Origin of the sequence: Halovivax limisalsi (genome assembly GCF_023093535.1) — an archaeon.
Taxonomy (GTDB): Archaea; Halobacteriota; Halobacteria; order Halobacteriales; family Natrialbaceae; genus Halovivax; species Halovivax limisalsi.
The window spans coordinates 1,348,711-1,370,049 of record NZ_CP095757.1 but is presented as its reverse complement, the minus strand read 5'-3'; the positions used below and the strand labels follow the sequence as shown (position 1 = coordinate 1,370,049).

Annotated in this window: 23 protein-coding genes; 11 read left to right on the top strand and 12 right to left on the bottom strand. The window is 70.2% G+C overall.

Features of this window, described 5'->3' with window-relative positions; translation table 11 throughout:
- Positions 1 to 81: 81 nt before the first annotated feature.
- From MXA07_RS06140 to MXA07_RS06125, 4 genes are all read left to right on the top strand, one after another.
- Positions 82 to 2,064: an MATE family efflux transporter gene (locus tag MXA07_RS06140; protein WP_425492197.1), complete on the top strand. Its 1,983-nt coding sequence runs from the start codon at positions 82 to 84 to the stop codon at positions 2,062 to 2,064.
- A gap of 283 nt (positions 2,065 to 2,347) precedes the next feature.
- Positions 2,348 to 2,809, top strand: a complete 462-nt coding sequence (locus tag MXA07_RS06135; RefSeq protein ID WP_247731164.1) for a cupredoxin domain-containing protein — start codon at positions 2,348 to 2,350, stop codon at positions 2,807 to 2,809.
- A 167-nt stretch (positions 2,810 to 2,976) separates the two neighbouring features.
- A complete protein-coding gene (locus MXA07_RS06130; RefSeq protein ID WP_247731163.1) occupies positions 2,977 to 4,392 on the top strand; it encodes an ATP-binding protein in 1,416 nt (471 codons plus the stop codon).
- 250 nt (positions 4,393 to 4,642) lie between these two features.
- The gene (locus MXA07_RS06125; protein WP_247731715.1) at positions 4,643 to 5,470 is read left to right on the top strand and encodes an MBL fold metallo-hydrolase; all 828 of its coding nucleotides are present in this window, start codon (positions 4,643 to 4,645) and stop codon (positions 5,468 to 5,470) included.
- A gap of 20 nt (positions 5,471 to 5,490) precedes the next feature.
- Here MXA07_RS06125 and MXA07_RS06120 read toward each other — a convergent pair whose 3' ends face one another.
- The 3 genes from MXA07_RS06120 to MXA07_RS06110 form a co-directional block, all read right to left on the bottom strand.
- Positions 5,491 to 6,510 carry a DUF5787 family protein gene (locus MXA07_RS06120; protein WP_247731162.1) on the bottom strand — a complete coding sequence of 340 codons (1,020 nt, stop codon included), beginning with the start codon at positions 6,508 to 6,510 and terminating at the stop codon, positions 5,491 to 5,493.
- A 118-nt stretch (positions 6,511 to 6,628) separates the two neighbouring features.
- The gene (locus MXA07_RS06115; RefSeq protein WP_247731161.1) at positions 6,629 to 6,901 is read right to left on the bottom strand and encodes a hypothetical protein; all 273 of its coding nucleotides are present in this window, start codon (positions 6,899 to 6,901) and stop codon (positions 6,629 to 6,631) included.
- Between the two features lie 285 nt (positions 6,902 to 7,186).
- Positions 7,187 to 8,194, bottom strand: coding sequence for a winged helix-turn-helix domain-containing protein (locus MXA07_RS06110; protein WP_247731160.1), 1,008 nt, complete (start codon positions 8,192 to 8,194; stop codon positions 7,187 to 7,189).
- A gap of 148 nt (positions 8,195 to 8,342) precedes the next feature.
- Between MXA07_RS06110 and MXA07_RS06105 the strand changes: the two genes are divergently transcribed.
- The 5 genes from MXA07_RS06105 to MXA07_RS06085 are packed head-to-tail and all read left to right on the top strand — an operon-like array spanning position 8,343 to position 11,376.
- Positions 8,343 to 9,578 carry a translation initiation factor IF-2 subunit gamma gene (locus MXA07_RS06105; protein ID WP_247731159.1) on the top strand — a complete coding sequence of 412 codons (1,236 nt, stop codon included), beginning with the start codon at positions 8,343 to 8,345 and terminating at the stop codon, positions 9,576 to 9,578.
- A 1-nt stretch (position 9,579) separates the two neighbouring features.
- Entirely contained in the window at positions 9,580 to 10,017 is a 438-nt protein-coding gene (locus MXA07_RS06100) for a type II toxin-antitoxin system VapC family toxin (RefSeq protein WP_247731158.1), read from the top strand.
- A complete protein-coding gene (locus MXA07_RS06095; RefSeq protein WP_247731157.1) occupies positions 10,018 to 10,587 on the top strand; it encodes a DNA-directed RNA polymerase in 570 nt (189 codons plus the stop codon).
- Positions 10,588 to 10,589: 2 nt separating this feature from the next.
- Positions 10,590 to 10,787: a transcription elongation factor subunit Spt4 gene (spt4, locus tag MXA07_RS06090; protein ID WP_247731156.1), complete on the top strand. Its 198-nt coding sequence runs from the start codon at positions 10,590 to 10,592 to the stop codon at positions 10,785 to 10,787.
- A gap of 10 nt (positions 10,788 to 10,797) precedes the next feature.
- Positions 10,798 to 11,376, top strand: a complete 579-nt coding sequence (locus MXA07_RS06085; RefSeq protein ID WP_247731155.1) for a GTP-dependent dephospho-CoA kinase family protein — start codon at positions 10,798 to 10,800, stop codon at positions 11,374 to 11,376.
- A 117-nt stretch (positions 11,377 to 11,493) separates the two neighbouring features.
- Here the strand turns inward: MXA07_RS06085 and MXA07_RS06080 are convergent, their stop codons facing one another.
- The 6 genes from MXA07_RS06080 to MXA07_RS06055 all read right to left on the bottom strand — a co-directional run bounded on the left by MXA07_RS06080 (position 11,494) and on the right by MXA07_RS06055 (position 16,682).
- Positions 11,494 to 11,913, bottom strand: a complete 420-nt coding sequence (locus MXA07_RS06080) for a PaaI family thioesterase (protein WP_247731154.1) — start codon at positions 11,911 to 11,913, stop codon at positions 11,494 to 11,496.
- 79 nt (positions 11,914 to 11,992) lie between these two features.
- Complete coding sequence (locus MXA07_RS06075) at positions 11,993 to 12,595, bottom strand: DUF7519 family protein (RefSeq protein WP_247731153.1); 603 nt, start codon at positions 12,593 to 12,595, stop codon at positions 11,993 to 11,995.
- Positions 12,592 to 13,935: a DUF58 domain-containing protein gene (locus MXA07_RS06070; RefSeq protein WP_247731152.1), complete on the bottom strand. Its 1,344-nt coding sequence runs from the start codon at positions 13,933 to 13,935 to the stop codon at positions 12,592 to 12,594. The genes MXA07_RS06075 and MXA07_RS06070 overlap by 4 nt, the downstream gene beginning before the upstream one ends.
- A complete protein-coding gene (locus MXA07_RS06065) occupies positions 13,932 to 14,876 on the bottom strand; it encodes a DUF7269 family protein (protein WP_247731151.1) in 945 nt (314 codons plus the stop codon). The genes MXA07_RS06070 and MXA07_RS06065 overlap by 4 nt, the downstream gene beginning before the upstream one ends.
- The gene (locus MXA07_RS06060) at positions 14,873 to 15,697 is read right to left on the bottom strand and encodes a DUF4129 domain-containing protein (protein ID WP_247731150.1); all 825 of its coding nucleotides are present in this window, start codon (positions 15,695 to 15,697) and stop codon (positions 14,873 to 14,875) included. The genes MXA07_RS06065 and MXA07_RS06060 overlap by 4 nt, the downstream gene beginning before the upstream one ends.
- A 1-nt stretch (position 15,698) precedes the next feature.
- The gene (locus tag MXA07_RS06055; RefSeq protein WP_247731149.1) at positions 15,699 to 16,682 is read right to left on the bottom strand and encodes an AAA family ATPase; all 984 of its coding nucleotides are present in this window, start codon (positions 16,680 to 16,682) and stop codon (positions 15,699 to 15,701) included.
- Positions 16,683 to 16,862: 180 nt separating this feature from the next.
- On the opposite strand from MXA07_RS06055, the gene MXA07_RS06050 reads away from it, so the two are divergent.
- Positions 16,863 to 17,948, top strand: a complete 1,086-nt coding sequence (locus tag MXA07_RS06050) for a geranylgeranyl reductase family protein (protein ID WP_247731148.1) — start codon at positions 16,863 to 16,865, stop codon at positions 17,946 to 17,948.
- A 44-nt stretch (positions 17,949 to 17,992) separates the two neighbouring features.
- Here the strand turns inward: MXA07_RS06050 and MXA07_RS06045 are convergent, their stop codons facing one another.
- From MXA07_RS06045 to MXA07_RS06035, 3 genes are all read right to left on the bottom strand, one after another.
- Positions 17,993 to 18,394, bottom strand: a complete 402-nt coding sequence (locus tag MXA07_RS06045; protein ID WP_247731147.1) for a hypothetical protein — start codon at positions 18,392 to 18,394, stop codon at positions 17,993 to 17,995.
- A gap of 118 nt (positions 18,395 to 18,512) precedes the next feature.
- On the bottom strand, positions 18,513 to 19,676 hold the full coding sequence (ygfZ, locus tag MXA07_RS06040) for a CAF17-like 4Fe-4S cluster assembly/insertion protein YgfZ (RefSeq protein ID WP_247731146.1): 1,164 nt from the start codon (positions 19,674 to 19,676) through the stop codon (positions 18,513 to 18,515).
- A 162-nt stretch (positions 19,677 to 19,838) separates the two neighbouring features.
- A complete protein-coding gene (locus tag MXA07_RS06035) occupies positions 19,839 to 20,132 on the bottom strand; it encodes a DUF6432 family protein (RefSeq protein WP_247731145.1) in 294 nt (97 codons plus the stop codon).
- A gap of 151 nt (positions 20,133 to 20,283) precedes the next feature.
- Between MXA07_RS06035 and MXA07_RS06030 the strand changes: the two genes are divergently transcribed.
- A complete protein-coding gene (locus tag MXA07_RS06030) occupies positions 20,284 to 21,222 on the top strand; it encodes a DUF7093 family protein (protein ID WP_247731144.1) in 939 nt (312 codons plus the stop codon).
- Positions 21,223 to 21,339 lie beyond the last annotated feature (117 nt).

The following is a 21,339-nucleotide window of genomic DNA, read 5'->3' as shown; positions in this document are numbered from 1 at the left end:
CGCGCCCCTCCACCCGCGTGTAGGGGAACCCCCGACGGGGTATCACAATATTGATTTTAGTCGGCTGTCACTGCCCGTACAGTGCCAGACGAGCCCCGTGACGGATCCGACGGGGATCGCGAACCGCCGGGCAAGGGGGAGGATGCCGATCGCACCGGGTCGCCACCCGGGAGCGAGAACGGGGCGCCGCCGTCCGATTCCGACGGTGCGGAACCGCCCTCGCCGCCGGCGGGCGACGATCCCGCGTCCGGAACCGACCGACGTGATGGCGCCGCCGCGAGTGGCGACGCAGCCGGTAGTGACGACGCGAGCGGCGACGGTAGCTCGGCGGACGACACGCCGAAGACGGATGACACGCCAAGTCAGTCGATCGGGCCCACGTCGTCGATCACGGAGGGGAGTCTCATCGGGCCGCTGTTTCGCCTGGCGTGGCCGATCGTCGTCATCCAGCTGTTGCAGGTCACGTACAACGTCGTGGACACGCTGTGGCTGGGGCGACTCTCGACGGAGGCCGTCGGCGCGATCAGCCTCGCGTTCCCGCTGATCTTCCTCCTGATCGCGATCGCCGGCGGATTCACCACCGCGGGCGCGATCCTTGTCGCCCAGTACACGGGCGCGCGCGGCGAGCGATCGGCGGGCCTGGTCGCCGGCCAGACGATGTCGTTCGTCTCCATCCTTTCGGTCGGCATCGGCATCGTCGGCTACTTCTACACCCGCCCTGCGCTCTCGATCCTGCCGAGCGACCCGGAGACCGCGGCGACCGTGATCCCGCTGGCCGCAGATTACATGGAGGTGTTCTTCCTCGGGCTGCCGCTACTCTCGGGCTTTTTCGTCTTCTCCGCGCTCATGCGCGGCTACGGCGATACACGCACGCCGATGCTCATCATGCTCGTCTCGGTGGTACTCAACGTCGTCGCGGATCCGTTCCTGATCTTCGGCTTCTCCGCCAACCCGCTGTTCGCCGCGTTAAACGGCCTCCCGCTGCTCGGCGCGATCGATTTCCTCGGCCTCCAGGCGTCGCTGTACGACCTGACCGGCTTCGGCGGGTGGGGCATCGAGGGTGCAGCGGTCGCGACGATCGCGGCTCGGGCAGTGGCGACAGCCATCGGGGTATGGGTCCTCATCGCGACTTCACGCGGGCCGACGATCTCGATGGAGCACTTCGCGCTCGATCTCGACGTCATCCGCGACATCGTGCGCCTGGGTACGCCGAGCATGGTCGAGCAGGCCATGTCCGCGACCGCGATGATCACGCTGACGGCGATGGTCGTGACCTTCTCGCCGGCGATCGTCACCGCCTACGGCCTGGGCAATCGCCTGATCTCGCTGGTCTTCCTGCCGGCGATGGGACTCGGGCGCGCCATCGACACGATGGTCGGCCAGAACCTCGGCGCCGGGAGAGCCGATCGAGCGGCCCGCTCCGTCTGGCTCGCGGCCTCGACCGGGGCCGGGGTGATGCTCGTCGTCGCCGTCGTCGCGCTCGCCTTCACGGAGCCGATCGTCTCGGTCTTCATCGGCGCCGACGTCGCGAACGCCGCGATCGCGGAGGCATACGGCGTGGAGTACGTACGCACGCGGACCGTCGAGTTCGCCTTCATCGGCGTCTCGCAGGTCATCCTCGGGGGCTTCCGCGGCGCGGGCAACACGAAGACCGCGATGGTCATCTCGATGCTGACACTCTGGGTCGGTCGCGTCGCGAGCGTGCTCGTCCTGGCGTTCGACTGGTCGGTCACCGTCCCGCTCGTCGACGTCACCCTCTCCGCCTTCGGCTGGGAGGAGACCGGCATCTGGATCGGGATGGCGCTGGGCAACGTCCTGGGCGCGATCGTCGGCGTCGCCTGGTTCCTCCGCGGGACCTGGCGGGAGACGTACATCGACGACCCGGACCGACAGGCGGGCGAGGATCCATCCGTCGAGACGAGCCCGGTCGCCGCCGGCGGTGAGACCGGCGACGGGCCCGCCGGTGACCCACCGGCGACGGGGGTCGGCGGCGAATCCGGGGCGAGCGGACCGCCGGGGGACGGCGACGACAACCGGCCCGCCGCGCCGGCGCCCGACGAGTGATCGGCCGGCGTCCCCCTATCGACTCGTCGCGCTTCGGCAGCCAGAACCGTTCGATCCAGCCAGTCGCCGCCTCACTGCACCCCCGGGCGGTCGCGGAGCCGCTCCGCGGTTCGGCCGATCACGTCTCGCGGGGCCGTCCGCCGCGCTCGCCCGGCGCGACGGTCGACCCGAACATGTTTCCGCCGCTCCCACGCGGTGGGAATCAAAACCCCTATTCAACGGGCATCGCTACGTACGCTCAGACGCTTCGATTATGTATTCGAACGACTCCACGCGACGGACGATGTTGAAGGCGACAGGTGGCGCGCTCGCGACGGTCGCGATCGCCGGCTGTTCGAGTTCCGAAGACGGCGGCGACGGCGGCGACGGTGGCGACGGCGGTGACGGCGGTGACGGCGGCGACGGTGGACCCTACGAAATTTCGGCCGGCGAGGACATCCGCCTCTTCGCCAGCCAGAGCGGCTGGGAGGGTCGCGCCCCGAGCGCGATCGAGGGAACGGAGAACCCGACGCTGGCCCTCGAAGAGGGCGAGTCCTACACGATCGGCTGGGAGGAAGGCGACGGCAGCACGCACAACATCGAACTCAGAAACGAGAGCGGCGACGTCGTCAACGACTGGGCGACGGACCTCACCGGAGACACCGAACCCGACAACCAGATCATCGAGTTCGAGGCGACCAGCGAAATCGCCGTCTATCGTTGCAACCCGCACTCGCAGATGGAAGGCGAAATCCAGATGCAGTAACCTCGGATCTCGCCTCCGGTACCATCCGCTCGTTTGCTTGGCGGTCGAGAACCCGTGACCGGCTGGACTGTCGATCGAGACGGCGGGGCGGTGGCCCGCCGTTCCCGTCCAGTTCGCTGGGCGACGAGACGACGCCGTTAAGGCGCTAAAGCGAGAAGCTCCGGGGAATGACTGATGGGGCAGTCGACGTCGTGGAGTTCGTTCTCACGGCGGCCGTCTACACGGACGACCGCACGCTCGACGAGAACGATCTCCCGCCGGCGTACCGCCGCGTCTTCTGGAGCGCCGACGGAGACGCCGACGCGTCGGCCGCGACCGAGCGCGACCGATCGGCTCGCGGGGGTATCGAACGGCCACTGTCGACGACGAACGCCACGGCGCGCGAGGCGACCGGGATCGACGCGCCGTGGAAGGAGATCTCCGGCCTGATGTTCACCGAGCGCGACGACTTCTCGGGGTCGATATCGTTCACCGACCGGGAGATGGCCGAATCGTGGCTCCTCGACCGGATCGACGACGAACGCCTCCTCGAGAATCCGGTCCTGGCCAAGCACTTCGAGGGCGCCGACGGCGTCGGGGCGGACTACGAGACGGCCCGCGAACGGAACCGGCCGATCCAGGCCGATCGCGTCTGGATCGACGGCCTCCTCCAGGAGTACTTCGCAGACGAGGACGAAGAGGAGATGCTCGACCTCGTCGAGGTGCGCGCGCCCGAGGAGGTCGACATCACGCTCGACGATCTGGTGCTCACCAGCGACCAGGAGGCCGAGATCAACAAGATCGCGAAGGCGATCGAACACCGCGACTACCTCGCGGACATCGGGCTGCGCGAGATCGGCAAGTTGCTCTTCGTCGGCCCGCCGGGGACGGGGAAGACCTCGACCGCGCGCGCTCTCGCGCGGGACATGGACCTGCCGTTCGTCGAGGTGAAGCTGTCGATGATCACCTCCCAGTACCTGGGCGAGACGGCCAAGAACGTCGACAAGACGTTCGAGGTGGCAAAGCGGCTCTCGCCGTGTATCCTCTTCATCGACGAGTTCGACTTCGTCGCGAAGACCCGCCGGAGCGACGAGCACGCCGCGCTCAAGCGGGCGGTCAACACCCTGCTGAAGAGCATCGACAACATCTCGCTCATCCAGGACGACGTGCTCCTCATCGGCGCGACGAACCACCCAGATCAGCTCGACGCGGCCGCCTGGCGCCGCTTCGACGAGATCGTCAACTTCCCAAAACCGGACACCCGGATGCGGGGGGACATCCTGCAGGTCATCACGCGCGCGATGGACATCGAGGAGTTCGACCCGCAGGCAATCGCCGAGATCACGGAGGGACTCACCGGCAGCGACCTCCGGATGGTGCTGCGCGAGGCCGTCCTCGAGGCGCTGACCGAGAACCGAACGACGCTCACCCAGGACGATCTGGAGCTGGCCGTCCAGGGGTTCGAGGAGCGGGACAACCTGAAGAACATGGACATGATCGAGGGCGACCACGACGCCCTCGTCGCGGGCGGCGACATCAGCGGCGCGGCCAGCGACGGTGGAGAGCCGAGCGGTCACGATCACGAGCACACCCACGAGCACTAACGCGCACACGATCGGTGCGCACTCAACCCCGGCGCTCTGATCGATCGCCGTCCCGTTCCCTGTTTCGAGTGTCCTCCGAGCGTGACCGGAGGTGCACCGGCACCGAGCGGTCGAGAAACACCCTTGTATCGCGGGTTCGAACGCCGAGGTGATGACGGGGTGTGATCGCTCGCGCGCGAGCACGATAGCCGCGAGCGAGGACCGCGAACCCGCCCTCGCCGAGCGGCCTCCCGCGGACGGGGGACCTAGCGTGCGCGTCACCCTCCTCGGCACCGGCGACACGACCGGCACGCCGACCGTGGGCTGTGACTGCGAGACCTGCGAGGCCGCCCGCGACCGCGGCGTCGAGCGCACCCGGTTTTCCGTGCACGTCGAGAACGAGCGGACCGGCGAGTCGATCCTCGTCGACGCCAGTCCGGACTTTCGGTACCAGTTCCTCCGGGAGGACCTGTCGCCGCCAGACGCCATCGTGATCACGCACGTTCACTTCGACCACCTCGACGGGCTGGGCAACGTCTACCGGCTGCTCGACGACGTCGACGTCTACGCCCCGGACGAGACCGACCCCGAGACGGGTCAGAGCGTCGCCGAAACGGTCGCCGCGGACTACCACTACCTCGACACCATCACGGTCGAACCCGTCTCGCCGTTCGAGCCGGTCTCGGTGGGCGGGCTGGAGCTGCGGCTGGTCCCGGTCGACCATCCGCCGCTGCTGTGTTACGGCCTCGCGATCGAGGACCCCGAGACGGGTTCGAAACTGTCGCTGTCGGGCGATACGTCCTACGACGTGCCCGAGCGATCGCGCGAGGTGCTGGCCGATCCGGACCTGTTCCTGGCGGACGCGATCGTCCCCGCGTCGCTCTCGGAGTACCACCCACTCGGCGGCCGCCACGAGGGTCCCGACGGCGTCCCGCGCACGTTCGGCACGAAGCACATGACGCGCGAGGGCGCGCTCGCCCTGGCGGACGACCTCGACGCGACGCAGACGCGGCTGGTCCACCTCGCGCACTTCTACCCCGTCGACGAGGCCTTCGAAGACCCGCTCGCGGTCGACGGCGAAGTCTACGACCTCTCGTGATCCGCGCCGGCCGATCGCGCTCACCCGAATCGGTCGAGTCCGGACTGTCGCCGTCGCGTCCGTTCCGGATCGGCGTTCCACGGCGTCCGCGCGTCGCGCTCTCCGGCCAGGTCGACGGCCGGCTCGCTCGCGGGGTCGAATCCGGGACAGGACGGCCCGCACTCCGACGCGGCGTCGACGAGCCGGTCCTCGTACTGACAGTGGGGGAGCGAGGGCAGTCCGTCTTCGTGCCCGTCGCCGTCCCGACCCGGGTCCCGCGCCGAGCAGGCCCCACACCCCGGGAAGCCGAACGTTCGCCACCCCTTGCCGTAGGCCCGTTCGGCAAGTCGTCGCCGAGCGTCGGCCTTCTCCGCCGGGGAGACGATCGAAATGTCGGTCCGGCCGGGTTCGAACGAGAGGGGTTCGACGCCGCGCGCTTCGACCGGGAGGGCGTCGGGGTCGCGGATCACCTCGATCTCCGGCAGGCGAGGGCGGCCGGCATCGCCCGTCCGGCGGTGGACGCGCCAGATGCCGACCGCGTCGGGGAGGCGATTGCGGTGCGCGCCGGTGACGTGACTCTCGGTGGCGAGGATCACTTCGTCCACGAGCGCAAGCGAGACGTCCGTCCGGAGTTGGGCTTCGAGGTCGCCGGGTCGCCCGAGATCGGGTTTGTTCTCGATTCCGACGATGCGATCGACCCAGTCCGGGTAGCGCGCCACCTGCCTGATGCAGTCGCGGCCGTCCCGGCGCTCGCGCTCGAGGACGCCGATATCGACGCCCCGTTCGACGGCTCGCTGCGCCCGGTCGGGGTGGCAGTCGAACGCGTCCCGGACGGGGGTCCACCGGCCGGGCCCGACCTCGGCCCCGAGGATCGCGTCCGGGATCCCACTGGGCGTGAGCGCGGCCCGTCGGTCGATCGCCGCGGTCGGATCGACGACCACGACGTCCACGACGCGCCCGCCCGGATTCGCGACGCTCGCGCCGAGCTGGCGGGCGACGATCCCGTCCCCCCGCGCTTCGAGCGCCGCGCACAGTTCGAGTTCGAACGCGAACTCGCTCACGTGGGGAGTCACGCGCGGATCGAGGAAAAGGCCGCCGGTTATCCCGTCGGCACGGCGGCGGTCAGTTCACCGTACGGCGGTCGGTTCGTCCGGTCGGGAGTCGCTGGCCCGGCGGCGATCAGCGCGTCGGACGGGATCCCCGACGACCGACGCGAGCGACGCGCTGGATCGTCCGGATCAGGACGACCGGGAGCCCGACCATGACCGCGACCGTGACGCCGATCGCGACGAGGTGGCCGACGACGTCGACGCCGCCGACCAGGTGCCAGGCCGCCAGTCCGGCGGTGGTTCCGACGACGATTCCGACCGTCAGGACGGCGACGACGATCGCCGTCTCGAGGGTGGTACCGTGCAACTGGACGCGGTGTGGATCGACTGGTAGGTGCGACATCTGTCTTCACTCGGTTCTGGGACCCAGACCGGCATAAGTGATTGCTGAATTACATTTCTGTAATCGCACGTACTGAAATTCGCTTCAGTCCGTTCGGCGAACCGTGGCCACTGATCGCGGTCGGTGACCGCCGCTCTCGCATGCGTCGCGGCCGTTCGTCACGATCGCGGGGGCGCTGCCAGGTATCGTCGACCGCTGACGAACGATCCGTCCGGGTTGCAGAAATTCACGACGGGGGGCGACGGGCCGGCCGAATCGGGCCGGAGTACGATTACGGGACGCCGGTCACTCGGCGGCGGCGACCTGATGAACCGACGTCTCGACGACGTCGAGGTCGCCGGTGAGCGTCACCCGAAGCTCCTCGTCGTCCAGCGGCATGCGAACCTCGATGCGGGCCGGGTCGCGCCCGCGCAGTTCGGTGTAGGCGTCGGAGACACACCACGGTAGGGTCCAGTAGGGGCGGTCCTCGAGCGAGACGCCGTGATCGCGGTGGAAGGAGACGACCGCGGAGTGATCGAGCAGTCGGAGGCCGGGCGCCGAGCACAGGGTGTGGCCGCACTGGACGCACTCGTGGTCGACGCGCGTCGTCGCGCCCAGGCAGCACTCGCCGTCTTCCTCGACGACGCGACTCTCCATCCGGCCGCTGCACTCCGGACAGACGCCGTCGGCCGCGAGGCAGTGGAGGTGGCGCACGCGCTGGTCGAAGGCGTCGGCGATCTCCTCGCGGGTGCGATCGGTGAGGCCGCCGGGCGGGAATTGGTACTCGCCGTGGCCGTGCCCGCAGGCGGTGCAGGCGATCTCCAAGTGTTCTTCCTCGTATCGCGCTTCGAGCGGGCCGTCGCAGGCGACGCAGGCGCCCTCCACCGGGAACGGCTCCATCGTCGGGTGCTCGTTGAACGAGCCGGCGATGATCGAGCGGACGACCTTCTCGCCGGCGTGCTTGAAGTCGTAACCGCTCTTCGTGTTCCCGTCGGCGTCGACGGGCCCGTCCGCGCCGTCACTGTCGGCGCTCGCCGCGGGATCGACTTTCGTGACGAAGTGGCCTTCGAGCTGCTGGAGGTGGTAGTTAAACTGCGCCGAATCGCGCATCCCGACCGCGCGCCGGAGGTCGGAGAAGGAGACGGGTCGCTCCTCGGCCGCCCACAGCGCCTCGAGGATCGACAGCCGCGTCTCGTTGGCGACCAGCGAGAACGCCTCCGCCGGGTCGACGCAGTCCGAACACGCGAGAAGCGACGCCGCCGACTCGTCGGCGTCGGCGAACGGGTCGAATGAGTCGTCGTCCGTTCTGCTCATACGGGATACAGGCGTTTGGATCCGCATATAGCTTCGCCAAATCGCGTTTACGTTGGACAACTGACGTTACTCCGGGCCCGGCGCGGGGCAGAACAGTAGGTTTATCAATCGCAGACGGCGAAATCCCGATAGAGATTACTCTCGTCTTATGTCAGAAAACGATCAACCGGAGGTGAACATCGGGCTCGTCGGTCACGTCGATCACGGCAAGACCACGCTGGTACAGGCGCTGTCGGGTGACTGGACGGACCAGCACTCGGAGGAGATGAAACGCGGCATCTCCATCCGGCTGGGCTACGCCGACGCGACGTTTCGGCAGTGTCCGGATCTCGACGAACCCGAACGGTACACCGTCGCGGAGGAGTGTCCGGACGGGTCGGCCGCCGAACCGTTACGGACCGTCTCGTTCGTCGACGCGCCGGGCCACGAGACCCTGATGGCGACCATGCTCTCGGGGGCCTCCCTGATGGACGGGGCCGTCCTCGTCGTCTCGGCGAACGAGCCCGTCCCGCAGCCACAGACCGAAGAACACCTGATGGCGCTGGACATCATCGGGATCGACAACATCGTCATCGCCCAGAACAAGGTCGACCTCGTCGACGGCGACCGCGCGCGCGAGAACTACGAGGAGATCCGGGAGTTCGTGTCGGGCACCGTCGCCGAGGACGCGCCGGTCGTCCCGGTCAGCGCCGGCCAGAACGTCAACATGGACCTGCTCATCCAGGCCATCGAGGCGGAGATCCCGACGCCGGAGCGCGATCCGGACGCCGACGCGCGCCTGCACGTCGCCCGGAGCTTCGACATCAACAAGCCGGGGACGACCGCCGAGGACCTCGTCGGCGGCGTCGTCGGCGGCAGCCTGGTACGGGGCGAACTCGAGATCGACGACGACCTCGAGATCCGTCCCGGCCGGGAGGTCGAGGAGGGCGGCCAGTCGTCGTACGTCCCGATCGAGACGTCGATCCGCTCGCTGCAGGCCGGCGGCGAGTCCGTCGAGCGGGCCCGCCCGGGCGGCCTGCTCGGCATCGGCACCGGGCTCGATCCGTCGCTGACCAAGGGCGACGCGCTGGCCGGGCGCCTCGCCGGCCCGCCGGGATCGCTGCCGCCGACCTGGCAGTCCTTTACGATGTCCGTCGAACTGCTCGAGCGGATCGTCGGCGCCGACGAGACCGGCGGCGAGATCGAGGAGATCTCGACGGGCGAGCCGCTCATGATGACCGTCGGCACCGCGACGACCGTCGGGGCCGTCACCAGCGCCCGATCGGGCGAGTGCGAGGTCAACCTCAAGCGGCCGGTCTGTGCCGAACCCGGCGCGAAGATCGCGATCAACCGACGCATCGGCGCCCGCTGGCGGCTGATCGGCGTCGGCACGCTCCAGGAGTGACATGACGACGCGCGTGGCCCTCGATACGAGCGCGCTCATGATGCCCGTCGAACTCGACGTCCGCCTGTTCGACGAACTCGACCGGCTGCTCACGGGACCGCCGTCGATCGACGCGCCGGACGCGGACGGGCCGGAGACGGCCGACGGGTTCGAGGTGATCACGCCGCAGCCGGTTCTCGAAGAGTTGCGGCGCCTCTCGGAGAAGGGCGGCACGGAGGGCACCGCCGCGACCGTCGGGCACGACCTGGCGACCGAACGCTGCCTGCCGGTCGACACCGCCGAATCGTACGCCGACGACGCCCTGGTCGAACTCGCTCGCGAGGGTGGCGTCGACTACGTCGTCACGAACGACCGACCGCTACGCGAGCGGGTACTCGAGACGGGCGTACCGGTAATTGCATTACGCGGGAGAAACAAACTGCAGATAACGCAACCATAGATGTACAAACGGGTCAGATTGAAAGACACGGTTGAAGTGCCTCCGGAAGAACTGGGCGACGTCTCGCCGGAGCTGGTAAAGCGATTGCTCCAGGACAAACTGGAGGGCCGCATGGACGAGGAGGTCGGGAGCATCGTCTCCGTGACGGCCGTCCACGATATCGGCGAGGGCGCGGTCCTGCCGAACCGTCCAGGGGTGTACTACGAGGCCGACTTCGACGCCGTCACGTTCGACCCGCAGATGCAGGAAGTGGTCGACGGCACCGTCGTCGAGGTCGTCGAGTTCGGCGCCTTCGTCGGGATCGGCCCCGTCGACGGCCTGCTGCACGTCTCGCAGATCTCCGACGAATATCTCGCCTACGACGGCGAGAACCAGCGCCTCTCCTCCTCGGAATCCGACCAGGCGCTCGGCGTCGACGACGCCATTCGCACGCGCATCGTGACGAAGAGCATCGACGAGCGCAACCCGCGCGACTCCAAGATCGGCCTGACCGCCAAACAGGTCGGACTCGGCAAGCACGGCTGGCTGGAGGAAGCGCGCGAGGAGCGCGAAGCCACGGCGGGTGAGTAATCGTGGCATCGAATCGCCTCGTCTGTCGGGAGTGTCACCTCGTCAACGACGCCGACGCCGAAACTTGCGCGTCGTGTGCCTCCTCCTCGCTCACCGAGGACTGGGCGGGCTACGTCGTCATCGCCCACCCCGAAGAGTCCGAGATCGCCACCGAGATGCAGGTCACCGAACCCGGCGCGTACGCGCTGAAGGTCCGGTGATCGGGGATCGGTGACAGCGCCATCCGCGCCGGACGGCCCGGACGAATCCGCTCGCCCCGAGCCGCTGGTCTCCTTGCCGAAATCGCTCCGTCACGAACTCAAAGACCCCGTCGGCCCGATCGAGACCGATTCCGAGACGCTGCTCGGCGCCGCGGGGGATCCGCTCGTGACCGTCGGCGACGTCGTCACCTACCACGTGCTCGAAGCCGGTCGGCGGCCGGACGTCGCCCTCGTCGACGGCATCACCGAGCGAGCGGCGGTCGACGCGGCCGTCCGCGAGACCGTCACGGCCGGTGAAACGGTCGACGTCGCGAACCCGCAGGGAACGATCACCGCCGCGCTGGCCCACGAACTCGTCGCCGCGATCGACGATCCGGAGCCGGTCACGATCCTGGTCGACGGCGAGGAAGATCTGGCCGTGCTTCCGGCGATCGTCACCGCCCCGGAGGGCGCGAGCGTCGTCTACGGCCAGCCCGGCGAGGGGATGGTCCACGCGGTCGTAACCGACGAGCTCCGGGCGGAGATCCGGTCGCTGCTCGCTCAGTTCGACGGTGATACCGAAACCCTGTTTTGGATCCTCGATCGCTGAGTCTCAGCCGCGTGAGCGACGGCAGGTAGTCGGCTAGGAGTGCCGTCGGGAAGCCGGTTCGCGAGTGACGGCAGGTAGCCAGATTTCGAGTACCATCAGACGCGGACACCCGACGGATCAGGAGTCGACGAAGGGATTCTCGCCGTCGACGAGGTTCGTCTTGTACACGCCGCGCGTCGTCGCGAGCCGGCGGTCGTCCGCGTCGGTGAGTTCGACCTCGACGACGCCCGTGTCGCTCCCGTACCGGACCACCTCGGCCGCGCCGAAGATGTCCCCCGTCGCGGGTCGGAGGTAGTCGATTCGCACGTCGAGCGTCGGGCCGGGCGTCCCCTCGACGGAGGCGATGGCGGCGGCCGAGAGGGAGTCGGCCAGCCCGAACGGGACCGCGCCGTGGGCCAGTCGGGTCGACTCCGAGAGCGAGTGGTGGTCGTCGAGTTCGATCCGGCCTTCGACGTAGCCCTCCTCGACGTGGGTTACCTCGACGCCGAGGTGCTCGCCGAACGGATACCGCTCGTTGAATCGGTCGCGAACGTCCATACGATTGGTGCGTCCGGCGCTGCTTTCAGCGTTCCGTTCGGCGTACGAACTCGTTCCGGGACCGCCTCGGCCGCCGGACTCACGTGCGCATCGACGAGAGCAGGACGACCGCCCCGAGGAGGGCGAGCGCGACCGCGGTGACGGGCCGGTCCCCGGGACCGACGAGGGCGGCGCCGTAGCCGAGTCCCACGGCGGCCAGCCCGACCGCCGCGCTGGCGACCGCGTGGCCCAGTTCGATCCGGGTCGTCCCGGCCGCCCGGCCCAGTTGCTCGCCGACGGTGACGCCGTAGCGGCCGACGTCCCAGGCGACGGTCGCACAGACCGCCCCGAGGAGGAGCGCGAGCGGTGCGAGTCCCTGGAAGCCGGCGACGAGGAGTCCGAGGACGAGGACGCAGAAGCCGGAGCCGACGGCGCGACGCGACCCGGCGAACGCGCCGCCCGCGAGCAGCAAGACGCCGGGAAGGCCGAGCAGTCGGACCGTCGGCTCGGGCATCGTGAGTGCTGCCAGGATCGACAGCGCGGTCGCGAGCGTCGCACTGGTGCGTGCGGGAGCGCGATCGATCGATTCGGTTGGATCGGTCGACTCCGGGCGTGAGTCGCGACCGATCGCTTGGCGCAGCCGACGGCGGAGGCGCTCCAGTCGGGACTCGGTCGACTCGCGGCCGCGCGGCGACGCGCTCACGAGCGCACCCCCCGACCGCCGACCAGCGCGCGTTCGAGCGGCTCGTCGCGCGGCCAGTCGATCACGGAACACCGCTCGCGCCGGATTCCGTCGAGTCGATCCGCCCGTTCGAGGCGCGCGAGTCGCGTCTCGACCGACGTCGCGACCGTCGGATCGGGGCTGCAGACCGTCACCGTGCGGCCGTACTCCCAGAGTCGCCGCGCGATCGTCGTGGGCTCGTCGTCACAGCACGGCGAGAGGAGGACGACCGCAGCCGAATCGGGGAGGCGGCGGTGGAGCCGCTCGACCCGGTCGGTCACGCGTCGGCGTCGCGCGTCGGCCGTCGGCGCGGCCGACCGATCGCGCTCGGGCGGGTGGGTCGACAGGGCCGGGTGCTCGTTCAACAGCGCCCGGCCGGTCGCCCGGTGGTCGTCGCCGGCACCGGGATCCAGCCAGCAGTCCGCTCGCGGCCCGATCGCGGCGAGGCCGACCCGGTGTCCGGCCGAGAGCAGCGCCGAGAAGAGGTGATCGGCGGCCTCGACGCTCCGATCGACGGCGTGGGTCGCGTCCGGGCCGGGACTGCGGTAGGCCCCGCGCCGGGCGTCGATCAGGAGGACGACGGTCGCCGCCCGCTCCTCCCGGTAGTCGATCGTCCCCAGCTCCCCGGTCCTGGCCCGCCGGTACCAGTCGATCCGCGTCCGCGGGTCGGTCGGGCGGTACTCCCGCGTCGCGTGAAACTCCAGGCCGGCGCCGCCGGTGTCCGTCTCGACCGGTCCCGGGAGCCAGTCGGTGACCGCGCGGGCGAGCCCGTCGTCGGCGGGCGTCTCGGGGAGCGAACAGCGCAGTCGCGTCTCGCAGGCGACGTCGAACGTGCGCTCGACCACGTCGAGCGGATCGGCCACGGTCACCGCCGCGTCGCCCCACTCGTGCTCGCCGCGCCGGGCCCGCACCGTGTAGGCAAACGTCGATCGGCCGCCCGGCCGAAGCGCCGCGCCGTGACGGGGCGTGCCCGCGACGACAGCGAGCCCGTCCGGAACGCCGTCGACCACGCGCACGTCCGGACAGCGCGTCTCGCCCGCGTTTCGAACGGCGACTGTCACGGTGACCGACTCGCCCGGGTCCGGCTGGGGCTCGTCCAGGTGGCGCTCGATCTCGATGATCGCCGCGCCGTCTGCGTGCGTCGCGACCGGCCGGGCCGTCCACGCGTAGCCCGCGAACGCGACGAAGACGACGCTCGCGAGGACGAGCCCCGGACGGGCCGCGATCGCGCCGACGGCGCCCACCACCAGCGCCAGCGCGGCGATCCCGCTCCAGTGGTACGTGCGCCGCTCGGCCTCGATGTCGGGCGTCGACTCGCTCACGGATCGAGCACCTCCCGGTCGGTGGCGTCGCTCGGTTCGGCGTCCCCGTCCTCTCGTTCGGTGCCCCACCCGCCCAGTGAGCCCGTCGCGTCGGCTCGGTCGGCGCTCGTGCCGTCCCGGTCCGTACCGCCGTCCAGATCGACGTTCGAATCCTCGACGGCGTCGAACCCGCGTCGGCCGCCCCGGTTGGTCGTCTCGGACCCAGCCGAAGGCGCTCGCCCCGACGATCGACGCCCGGCCCGAATCGCCGCGAGTTCGGCCAGCGCTCGCTCGCGTGCGCGCCGATCGAGGTCCGCACCCGTGAGCCGCGCTCGGAGCCGACGACGGAGCCGCGGCCGCACCGCCTCGCTCAGGGCGGCCGCGGCCAGCCCGTCGCTCGTCCAGGCGCCCGACGCCAGGCGGGACTCGGCCGTCTCCTCGGAACAACCCGTCGCGTCGGTCAGCACGTCGATCGCCGCCGCGCGGATCCGCTCGTCGAGGGCCGATCCGGAGAGCCGTTCGAAGGACTCGCCCGGTCGCGGGATCTCGCTTCCCGGCTCGGGGTCGGGCGGGCGCCAGAAGCGGTGGCTCGTCACCCGTTCGTCGCCGGCGTAGACCAGTCCCAGGATCAGCGCGCCGGTGGCGACGCCGGCGATCAATAGTCGGGTCTCCGTCTCGAGGATCCCGGGCGCAGGGACGACGAACAACGCGACGCCGGCGACGAGCAGCGCCAGGCCGAGGCGCTGCCGGCGTCCGAGACCGGCGTCGTCTCCGGATCCGGGAGCGGGCGGTCCGTCGGGCCCGGCGTCGGTCCGGGCCGACCCCGTTCCGCCGTTCGGGGTCCTCCCGGAGTCGTCCGGATCGGCCGAGTCCGCTCTCGGATCGTCCCAGCCGTGGCCCGATCGGTCGGGAGCGTCCGCGTTCTCTCCGCACGCGTCGTCGACCCGCGCCGGATCGGTCATTCGGTCTCCTCCGCGTACTCGCGTTCGATGCGCTCGAGGGCGGAGATCGCCCGCTCCGCGCGCGGCGCGGGATCGCGCTCGCCGTAGCGAACGTCCCTGAAGCAGTCGGTGAGCGTTTCGACGTCCTCGCGGCGCATGCCGGCAGCGATCGCGCGGCGTTCGAATTCGGCCGGCGTCGTGGTCTCCGGGCGGACGACGCCGAGGTGGTCGGTCATCTCGAGCCAGGCGCGGTACACTTCGTTCTCGACGTCGGCCTGCGCGTCGATCCGCGCCGCGGCCGCCCCGGCGGCCGTCGCCGCCGCTTCGAGGTCGACGGGCGGGTCCGGATCGAACGGCTCGACGGACTCGCCCGTCCACTCGTCGTCCGACGTCGCCCAGAGCAGGCCGATCGCGCCGACGAGTCCGAGGGCGAGGAGCGCGAGGAGGAACGTCGGCGACGGCGAGAAACCCCGGAGCCAGCCGACGCCGGGAACCGGTCCGACGAGGGCCGAACAGCCGAGCGACCAGAGGGCGATCGGCGCTCCGACGACGACCGAGGGGATCGCCGAGTCGAACAGCCGGTAACCCGCTGCCATCCCGCCGCCGATCACAGCGAGCGCTGCGATGAGACCGCCCGGCGCGTCGAGAAACGCCGGGCAGAGGCTCCCGTCCCCGACGCCGCCGGGACCCTGGAACAGTTCGAGGAGGTCGCCGTCGAGCGGCAGCTCTCCGGCGCCACCCGGACCGCCGGGGGCGGTGCCGGTGTCGGCCGTCGCGGCGAGGAGGCCGAACGCGCAGACGAGGACGACGACGGCCGCGACGCGGCTCCGGATCGAGGTCATGTCACTCCGGCGCGGGGGCCTCCCCCCGCGAGACGGTCGGCACGGGGACCGACTCGAGCGCCCGCTCGAGGACCGCCCGCTTGGAGACGTCCTCGACGGACGCCTCCGGCGTGAGGACCAGGCGGTGGGCCAGGACGGCCGGCGCGACCGATTTGACGTCCGCCGGCGCGAGGTAGTCGCGACCCTCGAGGACGGCCGTCGCGCGCGAAACCTCGAGCAGGCGCTGCGTACCCCGGGGCGAGACGCCGACGCGAACGCGTCCGGCGCGTCGGGTCGCCGCCGCGATCGCGGTCATGTAATCGATGAGGTCGTCGGACACGCGCACGGATTCGGGCGCGGCCTGTAGCGATCGAACCGCCTCGACCGATTCGAGGACGGGGTCGACGGACGGTCGCTTGCTCGTCCGGGCGGTGCGCTCGCGCAACAGCGTCGCCTCGCCCTCCCGGCCGGGGTAGCCGATCGAGGTCTTCACGGCGAAGCGATCGACCTGCGCCTCGGGCAGGGGGAACGTCCCCTCGCTCTCGACGGGGTTCTGCGTCGCGATGACGACGAACGGGTCGGGCAGCGCCATCGTCTCGCCGGCGACGGTCACCTGCCGCTCGCTCATGGCCTCCAGCAGCGCGGCCTGGGTCTTCGGCGGCGCGCGGTTGATCTCGTCGGCGAGGACCACGTTCGCGAAGATCGGCCCCTCGGTGAACTCGAAGGTCGCCTCGCGCTCGTCGTAGACGTGCGTGCCGGTGACGTCCGCCGGGAGCAGGTCCGGCGTGAACTGGATCCGCGAGAACGAGAGGTCGAGCGCCGAGGCGAGGGCGTCCGCGGTGAGGGTCTTTCCCGTCCCCGGGACGTCCTCCAGCAAGACGTGTCCGCGCGCGAGGACGCCGACGAGAACGGTCTCCAGGAAGTCCCGATCGGCGATCACGGCATCGCCGACCGCGTCGAGCACGCGCTCGCACGTCGTCGCGGCGTCGGATGGTGTCGTGGTCATGGTAGGTGGGTTCGAGTGTGTCGGCCCGCAAGTCGCCGGTTCCGGACCGTCCGGAGACGGGGCGATTCGTGTTCGTTGGGGGACAATTACAGCGCCTCACCCCTAATACTGTTGATCTATCTGTCGCCGCGACTGACATCGTCGAGAAGCTATTTATCGATCGCTCGACGTAGTCGACCCATGTACGACTTCGCGGTCGTCGGCGTCGGCCCGCCGGGCGCCCGCTTCGCCCGGCGGGCCGCCGAGGCGGGCCACGACGTCGTCGCGCTCGAGCAAGGTCGGATCGGCGAGCCGCTCGCCTGTTCGGGCCACGTCAGCCGGGACATCTGGTCGTTCACCGGCGACGGCGCGCGCGAGCGACTGAAGCAGAACGAGATCTACGGCGCGCGATTTCACGTCGGCGGCCCCGGCAGCCGCGCCTACCCCTTCTACAAATCCGACCCCGTCTCGAACGTGATCGACCGCGTCGAACTCGATCGCCACCTGGCAGCGCTCGCCCGCGAAGCGGGCGCGGACGTCCGCGAGCGCCACACGGTGACGGACGTCGAACAGCGAGCGGACCGGGTGGTCCTGACCGCGAGCGGCCCGAACGGGACCGTCGAACTCGAGGCGCGTATGGTCGCCGGCTGCGACGGGCCCCGGTCGCGCGTCCGCGACGCCCTTTCGCTACCCGAGCCCGACGAGCACCTCCACGGCGTCCTCGCGTTCGACGAGACGCCCGACGACGACGATTTCGTCGACGTCCACCTCACGGCTCCGACCTTCTTCGCCTGGCGCATCCCCCGCGGCGAGGCGGGCGTCGAGTACGGGCTCGCGGCACCGCCGGGCGTCACCGTGTCCAAACACTTCGACGACCTCGTCTCCGGCTACGACGTCTCCGTCACCCGCCGGTGCTCCGGGGCGATCCCGATCGGCCCGCCCGACCGCGTCACGGCCAGCCGTGGTTTCCTGATCGGCGACGCCGCCGGCCAGACGAAGCCCTTCACCGGCGGCGGCATCCTCTACGGGATGCGCTGTGCCGATCACGCCGTTCGCGAGATCGACCCCGACCGCCCGTCGACGGTCGAGGCCTACGAGCGCGCCTGGCGCGACGACATCGCGCGCGACCAGTCGCTCGGCCGCTGGCTCCGGCGCGGCTACTCGCTGCCCGAACCCCTCCAGCGCGCGGGACTGCGGGCGCTCTCGGGCGAGATCGGCGTCCACATGGACCGGCCGACCTCGATCGTCTCGCGCGAGCACCTGAAGGCGATGTTCTCGCCGCGCTGACCGGCTCGACATCCTCCGGCGGCAGTTTCGTGTATCGCCCCACTTCAGGTGTCCGCCTGCTTGAGCGTCCCCAGCGCGATCGCCGACGGCGACCGCAGCTCGCCGTCCGCGACGGCGTCCGGATCGAGCAGCAAGACGGCGTCGTCGGGCATCCCGTCCGCGACGCGAATCGGCGTGCCGAGCCGTTCTTCGAGGGCGTCGGCGTGGTCTCCATCGGCGCCGGCCCCGCCATCGCGGACCGACGACGCGGTCGAGCGCGAAAGGACGTACGTCAGGTCGGCGCTCTCGATCGCCTCCTCGTCGATCGCCGCGCGGAGTTCGCCCAGCGCGTCCGGGTCGGCCGACTCCAGCGTTCGGATCGTCACGCGCTCGGTGTCCGACCCGGGCGCGTCGCTCGAGTGCGTGCGGATCCGGTCGACGAGTTCCTCGTAGTCCGGGTCGTCCATACTCGATCGTCGGCCGGCGAGTCGCTTTATCGTAGGGCCTGCGGATGACGAGTGTCGCGGGAATCGGCGCGGCCGGTGATGACGGGGAATACTCAGTGGGCAGTCGGTTGCCAGTCCGTCAGGTGTAGGTGGGGAGCCGCGCCGATCGATCTGAGCCTTCGACGAAGGGTAGTTCCCGGCGCTCGGCCGGCACCTCGTCGCCGTCGATCCGGACGGTGAACCGCTCGTCCGCCCGGTCGTACTCGACGAGGGCGAACGCGATCGACGCGTCGACCGACGGCGCGTGCGCGGCCCGGGTCACCTCGCCGACGCTCGCGTCGCCGGCGAACACGGCGGCGCCGGCGTCGGGAATCGGGCCGGTTGGCGCGTCGGCCCCCGGGTCGGACCAGTCCGTCGATCCGGTCCCGGCCGCCGACTCGACCTCGCCGTTCGGATCGACGACGAGGCCGATCAGGCACCGGCTCGGCTGGCCCCGATTCTCGACGCGCGAGACGACCTCCTGACCGACGTAACACCCCTTCTCGAAGTCGAGCGCGAATCGCAGTCCGAGGACGTTCGGGATCGTCCCCTCGAGTTCGGTCGCAAACAGCGGCGTCCCCGCCTCGAGCGTGAGCGTCTCCCAGGTCCGGTAGCCGAAGGGCGTGGCGGAGCCGCCCTGCATCGTGAGGAGCTCGTAGACAGATTCGGCGTCCGCGGCCGCACAGACCACCTCGTAGCTCTCCTCGCCGGCGAGACCGTCGGTCCGGATCACGGAGACGCCAGCGTCCCCGATCGAGCCGCGGACGAACGTGAGTCGGTCCTCCGGGGTGCTCGCCCCGTTGAGGACGCTCGCGACCTTCTCGGTCGCCTGCGGACCGTGGACGCCGAAGACGCCGAACTCGTCGGTGGCGAGGCGAATCTCGACGTCCTGGATGAAGATCTTCTCGCGCCAGTCCTCGACCAGGGGCCCGGCGGTCCCCGGCGGCGTGAAGACGAGCAGGCGCGAGCCGGCGTTGTAGACGTAGAGGTCGAGTTCGATCCGGCCTTGCGGATCGCAGACGACGGCGTAACAGCCGCTGCCTTCCGTCTCCGGAACCCGATTGGAGACGACGTTGTCGACGTACTCGACGCGATCGTCCCCCTCCACCACGACGACGCCGCGACCGACCTCGATGCAGCCGACGCCGTTGCGCACGGCCAGGTGGGCCCGTTCCGGCCGGCCGTAGTCCGCGACGACGCGCCGACCGCCGCGATCGGCGAACGTCGCCCCGCGCGCGTCGTGAATCGACTCGATGACGGTCATGAAACGTAGTCGGTGCGGGCCGCCCTTCTACGTGGCGGTCCCGGCCGTTCGTCGCGGACCGATCCCGGTCGTCTCCGTTGCAGTGTCCTGACCGCCGTCTTCGTTGGAGTGGCAATCCTGGCCCGCTTCGTTGGAGTGGCACTGTCGGCCACGATGGGAGGGTCAGAACGGTAATCGGTCGCGTATCCACTCGCCGATCGACTCGTCGGGTTCGTCCGTCGGGCCGGGAACGACGCTGTCGGCCGGTCTGATGACGAGTTCGGTTCCCGAGTTATCGACGTCGATCAGGCCGTCGGCCTTGAGGGCCGCCAGGCCGTTTTCGAGTTCGTCGATGTCGGCGGAGACGGCCGCCCGGAGTTCGAAGATCGTCATCCCGTCGTCGGTTCGATCGACGAGCGCGTCGAGAATCGCCACCTGGACCTCCGCCCGGTCGCGATACTCGCGTTTCGCTCGCATACGTCACCCTTTGCGGGGCCGGGATTTGATCTTTGTCGTTACCGCGTCCGCCGGCTCGAGGCCCGTTTCATCCGGGTGATCCGCGGATCGAAGGCGCACGCGACTCCCCCAGGCGGTACGTTTTTACCGCCGCGGTCGGCTACCTCCTCCAATGGCTGTCCGATGTTCGCTGCTCGGCCACGCGTTCGGGGACCCCGAGGTCGATCGCCAGCGAGAGGAACGCGGAAGTGAAGTCGTGGTGACCGTCGAGGAATACGAGACCTGTTCGCGCTGTGGCAAACGGAACGTCCTGAGCGAGAACACCGAGGTCAAGCGCATCGCCGATGCCGAGGAACCGAGCATCGATCCCGACCCAAGCACGGCAGCAGCGGCGTCCGGAGCCGAACCGGGATCGTCGTCGAGCGCACCGGCGGCCGAATCCGACCCGAACGCGTCGACGCCGGCGCAGTCGGCCGAGGACGCCGGAACTGACGAAGCAGTCCCGTCCGAGGTGGCCCGGTCTGAGCCGTCCCCGGCGGATGACGCGACCGCGGTCCCGACCGACGAGAACGGCGAGCCGATCACGGACGACGGCGAAATCCTCGACGAAGACGGACCCGACGGCGACGAGGAACCGACTCGCGAACACGGCGAGTGGCCCGAGTCGGACGACGTCGGAGCCGAACCGGAGGCGGAACCGGCCGCGTGGCCGGACGCCGATGGCGCCGGAGCCGAACCGAACGCCGAGCAGGCGGCGTGGCCCGACGCCGACGAATCGGAGCGCGACCTCGACGGAGACGCCGCAACGGCCCCGTCGGAGTCTCGAACGCCCGAAGCTGGCGGGAGGGACGCCGAATCGGACCCGTCCGAGACCGGGGAGGCGTCGGCCGCGGACTCGGCCGAGACGCGATCGGACCCGACGCCGGCGTCCGGGATCGAGAGCGCCGGCGAGGCCCCCGATCCCGGTACCTCCCCCGCGCGCGACGGCGTGCCGACGGTGTTTTTCTGCCCGCGCTGTTCGTTCGTCGCCCCGAGCGACCGCGCGTCACTTCGGGCCGGCGACATCTGCCCCGAGTGCAAGAAGGGGTACCTGGGCGAACGAGAGCAGTGAACGGCGGTTCCTCGCGACGCAGCCGGTCGGGCCGGAGTCGGTCGGATCGCGGTCGGTCGAGCCGGTGAGTTCGGCTGCCGATCGGCCGTACCGGGCGTCGCCGCGAAACCCGTCCTC

Bases quoted from the DNA above. Each gene is read 5' to 3' on its own strand.
- MXA07_RS06130 (WP_247731163.1), top strand. From the start codon at position 2,977: ATGACTGATGGGGCAGTCGACGTCGTGGAGTTCGTTCTCACGGCGGCC.
- MXA07_RS06115 (WP_247731161.1), bottom strand. From the start codon at position 6,901: ATGTCGCACCTACCAGTCGATCCACACCGCGTCCAGTTGCACGGTACC.
- MXA07_RS06050 (WP_247731148.1), top strand. From the start codon at position 16,863: ATGTACGACTTCGCGGTCGTCGGCGTCGGCCCGCCGGGCGCCCGCTTC.
- MXA07_RS06135 (WP_247731164.1), top strand. From the start codon at position 2,348: ATGTTGAAGGCGACAGGTGGCGCGCTCGCGACGGTCGCGATCGCCGGC.
- MXA07_RS06030 (WP_247731144.1), top strand. From the start codon at position 20,284: ATGGCTGTCCGATGTTCGCTGCTCGGCCACGCGTTCGGGGACCCCGAG.
- MXA07_RS06035 (WP_247731145.1), bottom strand. From the start codon at position 20,132: ATGCGAGCGAAACGCGAGTATCGCGACCGGGCGGAGGTCCAGGTGGCG.
- MXA07_RS06105 (WP_247731159.1), top strand. From the start codon at position 8,343: ATGTCAGAAAACGATCAACCGGAGGTGAACATCGGGCTCGTCGGTCAC.
- MXA07_RS06060 (WP_247731150.1), bottom strand. From the start codon at position 15,697: ATGACCTCGATCCGGAGCCGCGTCGCGGCCGTCGTCGTCCTCGTCTGC.
- MXA07_RS06110 (WP_247731160.1), bottom strand. From the start codon at position 8,194: ATGAGCAGAACGGACGACGACTCATTCGACCCGTTCGCCGACGCCGAC.
- MXA07_RS06080 (WP_247731154.1), bottom strand. From the start codon at position 11,913: ATGGACGTTCGCGACCGATTCAACGAGCGGTATCCGTTCGGCGAGCAC.
- MXA07_RS06095 (WP_247731157.1), top strand. From the start codon at position 10,018: ATGTACAAACGGGTCAGATTGAAAGACACGGTTGAAGTGCCTCCGGAA.
- MXA07_RS06065 (WP_247731151.1), bottom strand. From the start codon at position 14,876: ATGACCGATCCGGCGCGGGTCGACGACGCGTGCGGAGAGAACGCGGAC.
- MXA07_RS06100 (WP_247731158.1), top strand. From the start codon at position 9,580: ATGACGACGCGCGTGGCCCTCGATACGAGCGCGCTCATGATGCCCGTC.
- MXA07_RS06045 (WP_247731147.1), bottom strand. From the start codon at position 18,394: ATGGACGACCCGGACTACGAGGAACTCGTCGACCGGATCCGCACGCAC.
- MXA07_RS06055 (WP_247731149.1), bottom strand. From the start codon at position 16,682: ATGACCACGACACCATCCGACGCCGCGACGACGTGCGAGCGCGTGCTC.
- ygfZ (WP_247731146.1), bottom strand. From the start codon at position 19,676: ATGACCGTCATCGAGTCGATTCACGACGCGCGCGGGGCGACGTTCGCC.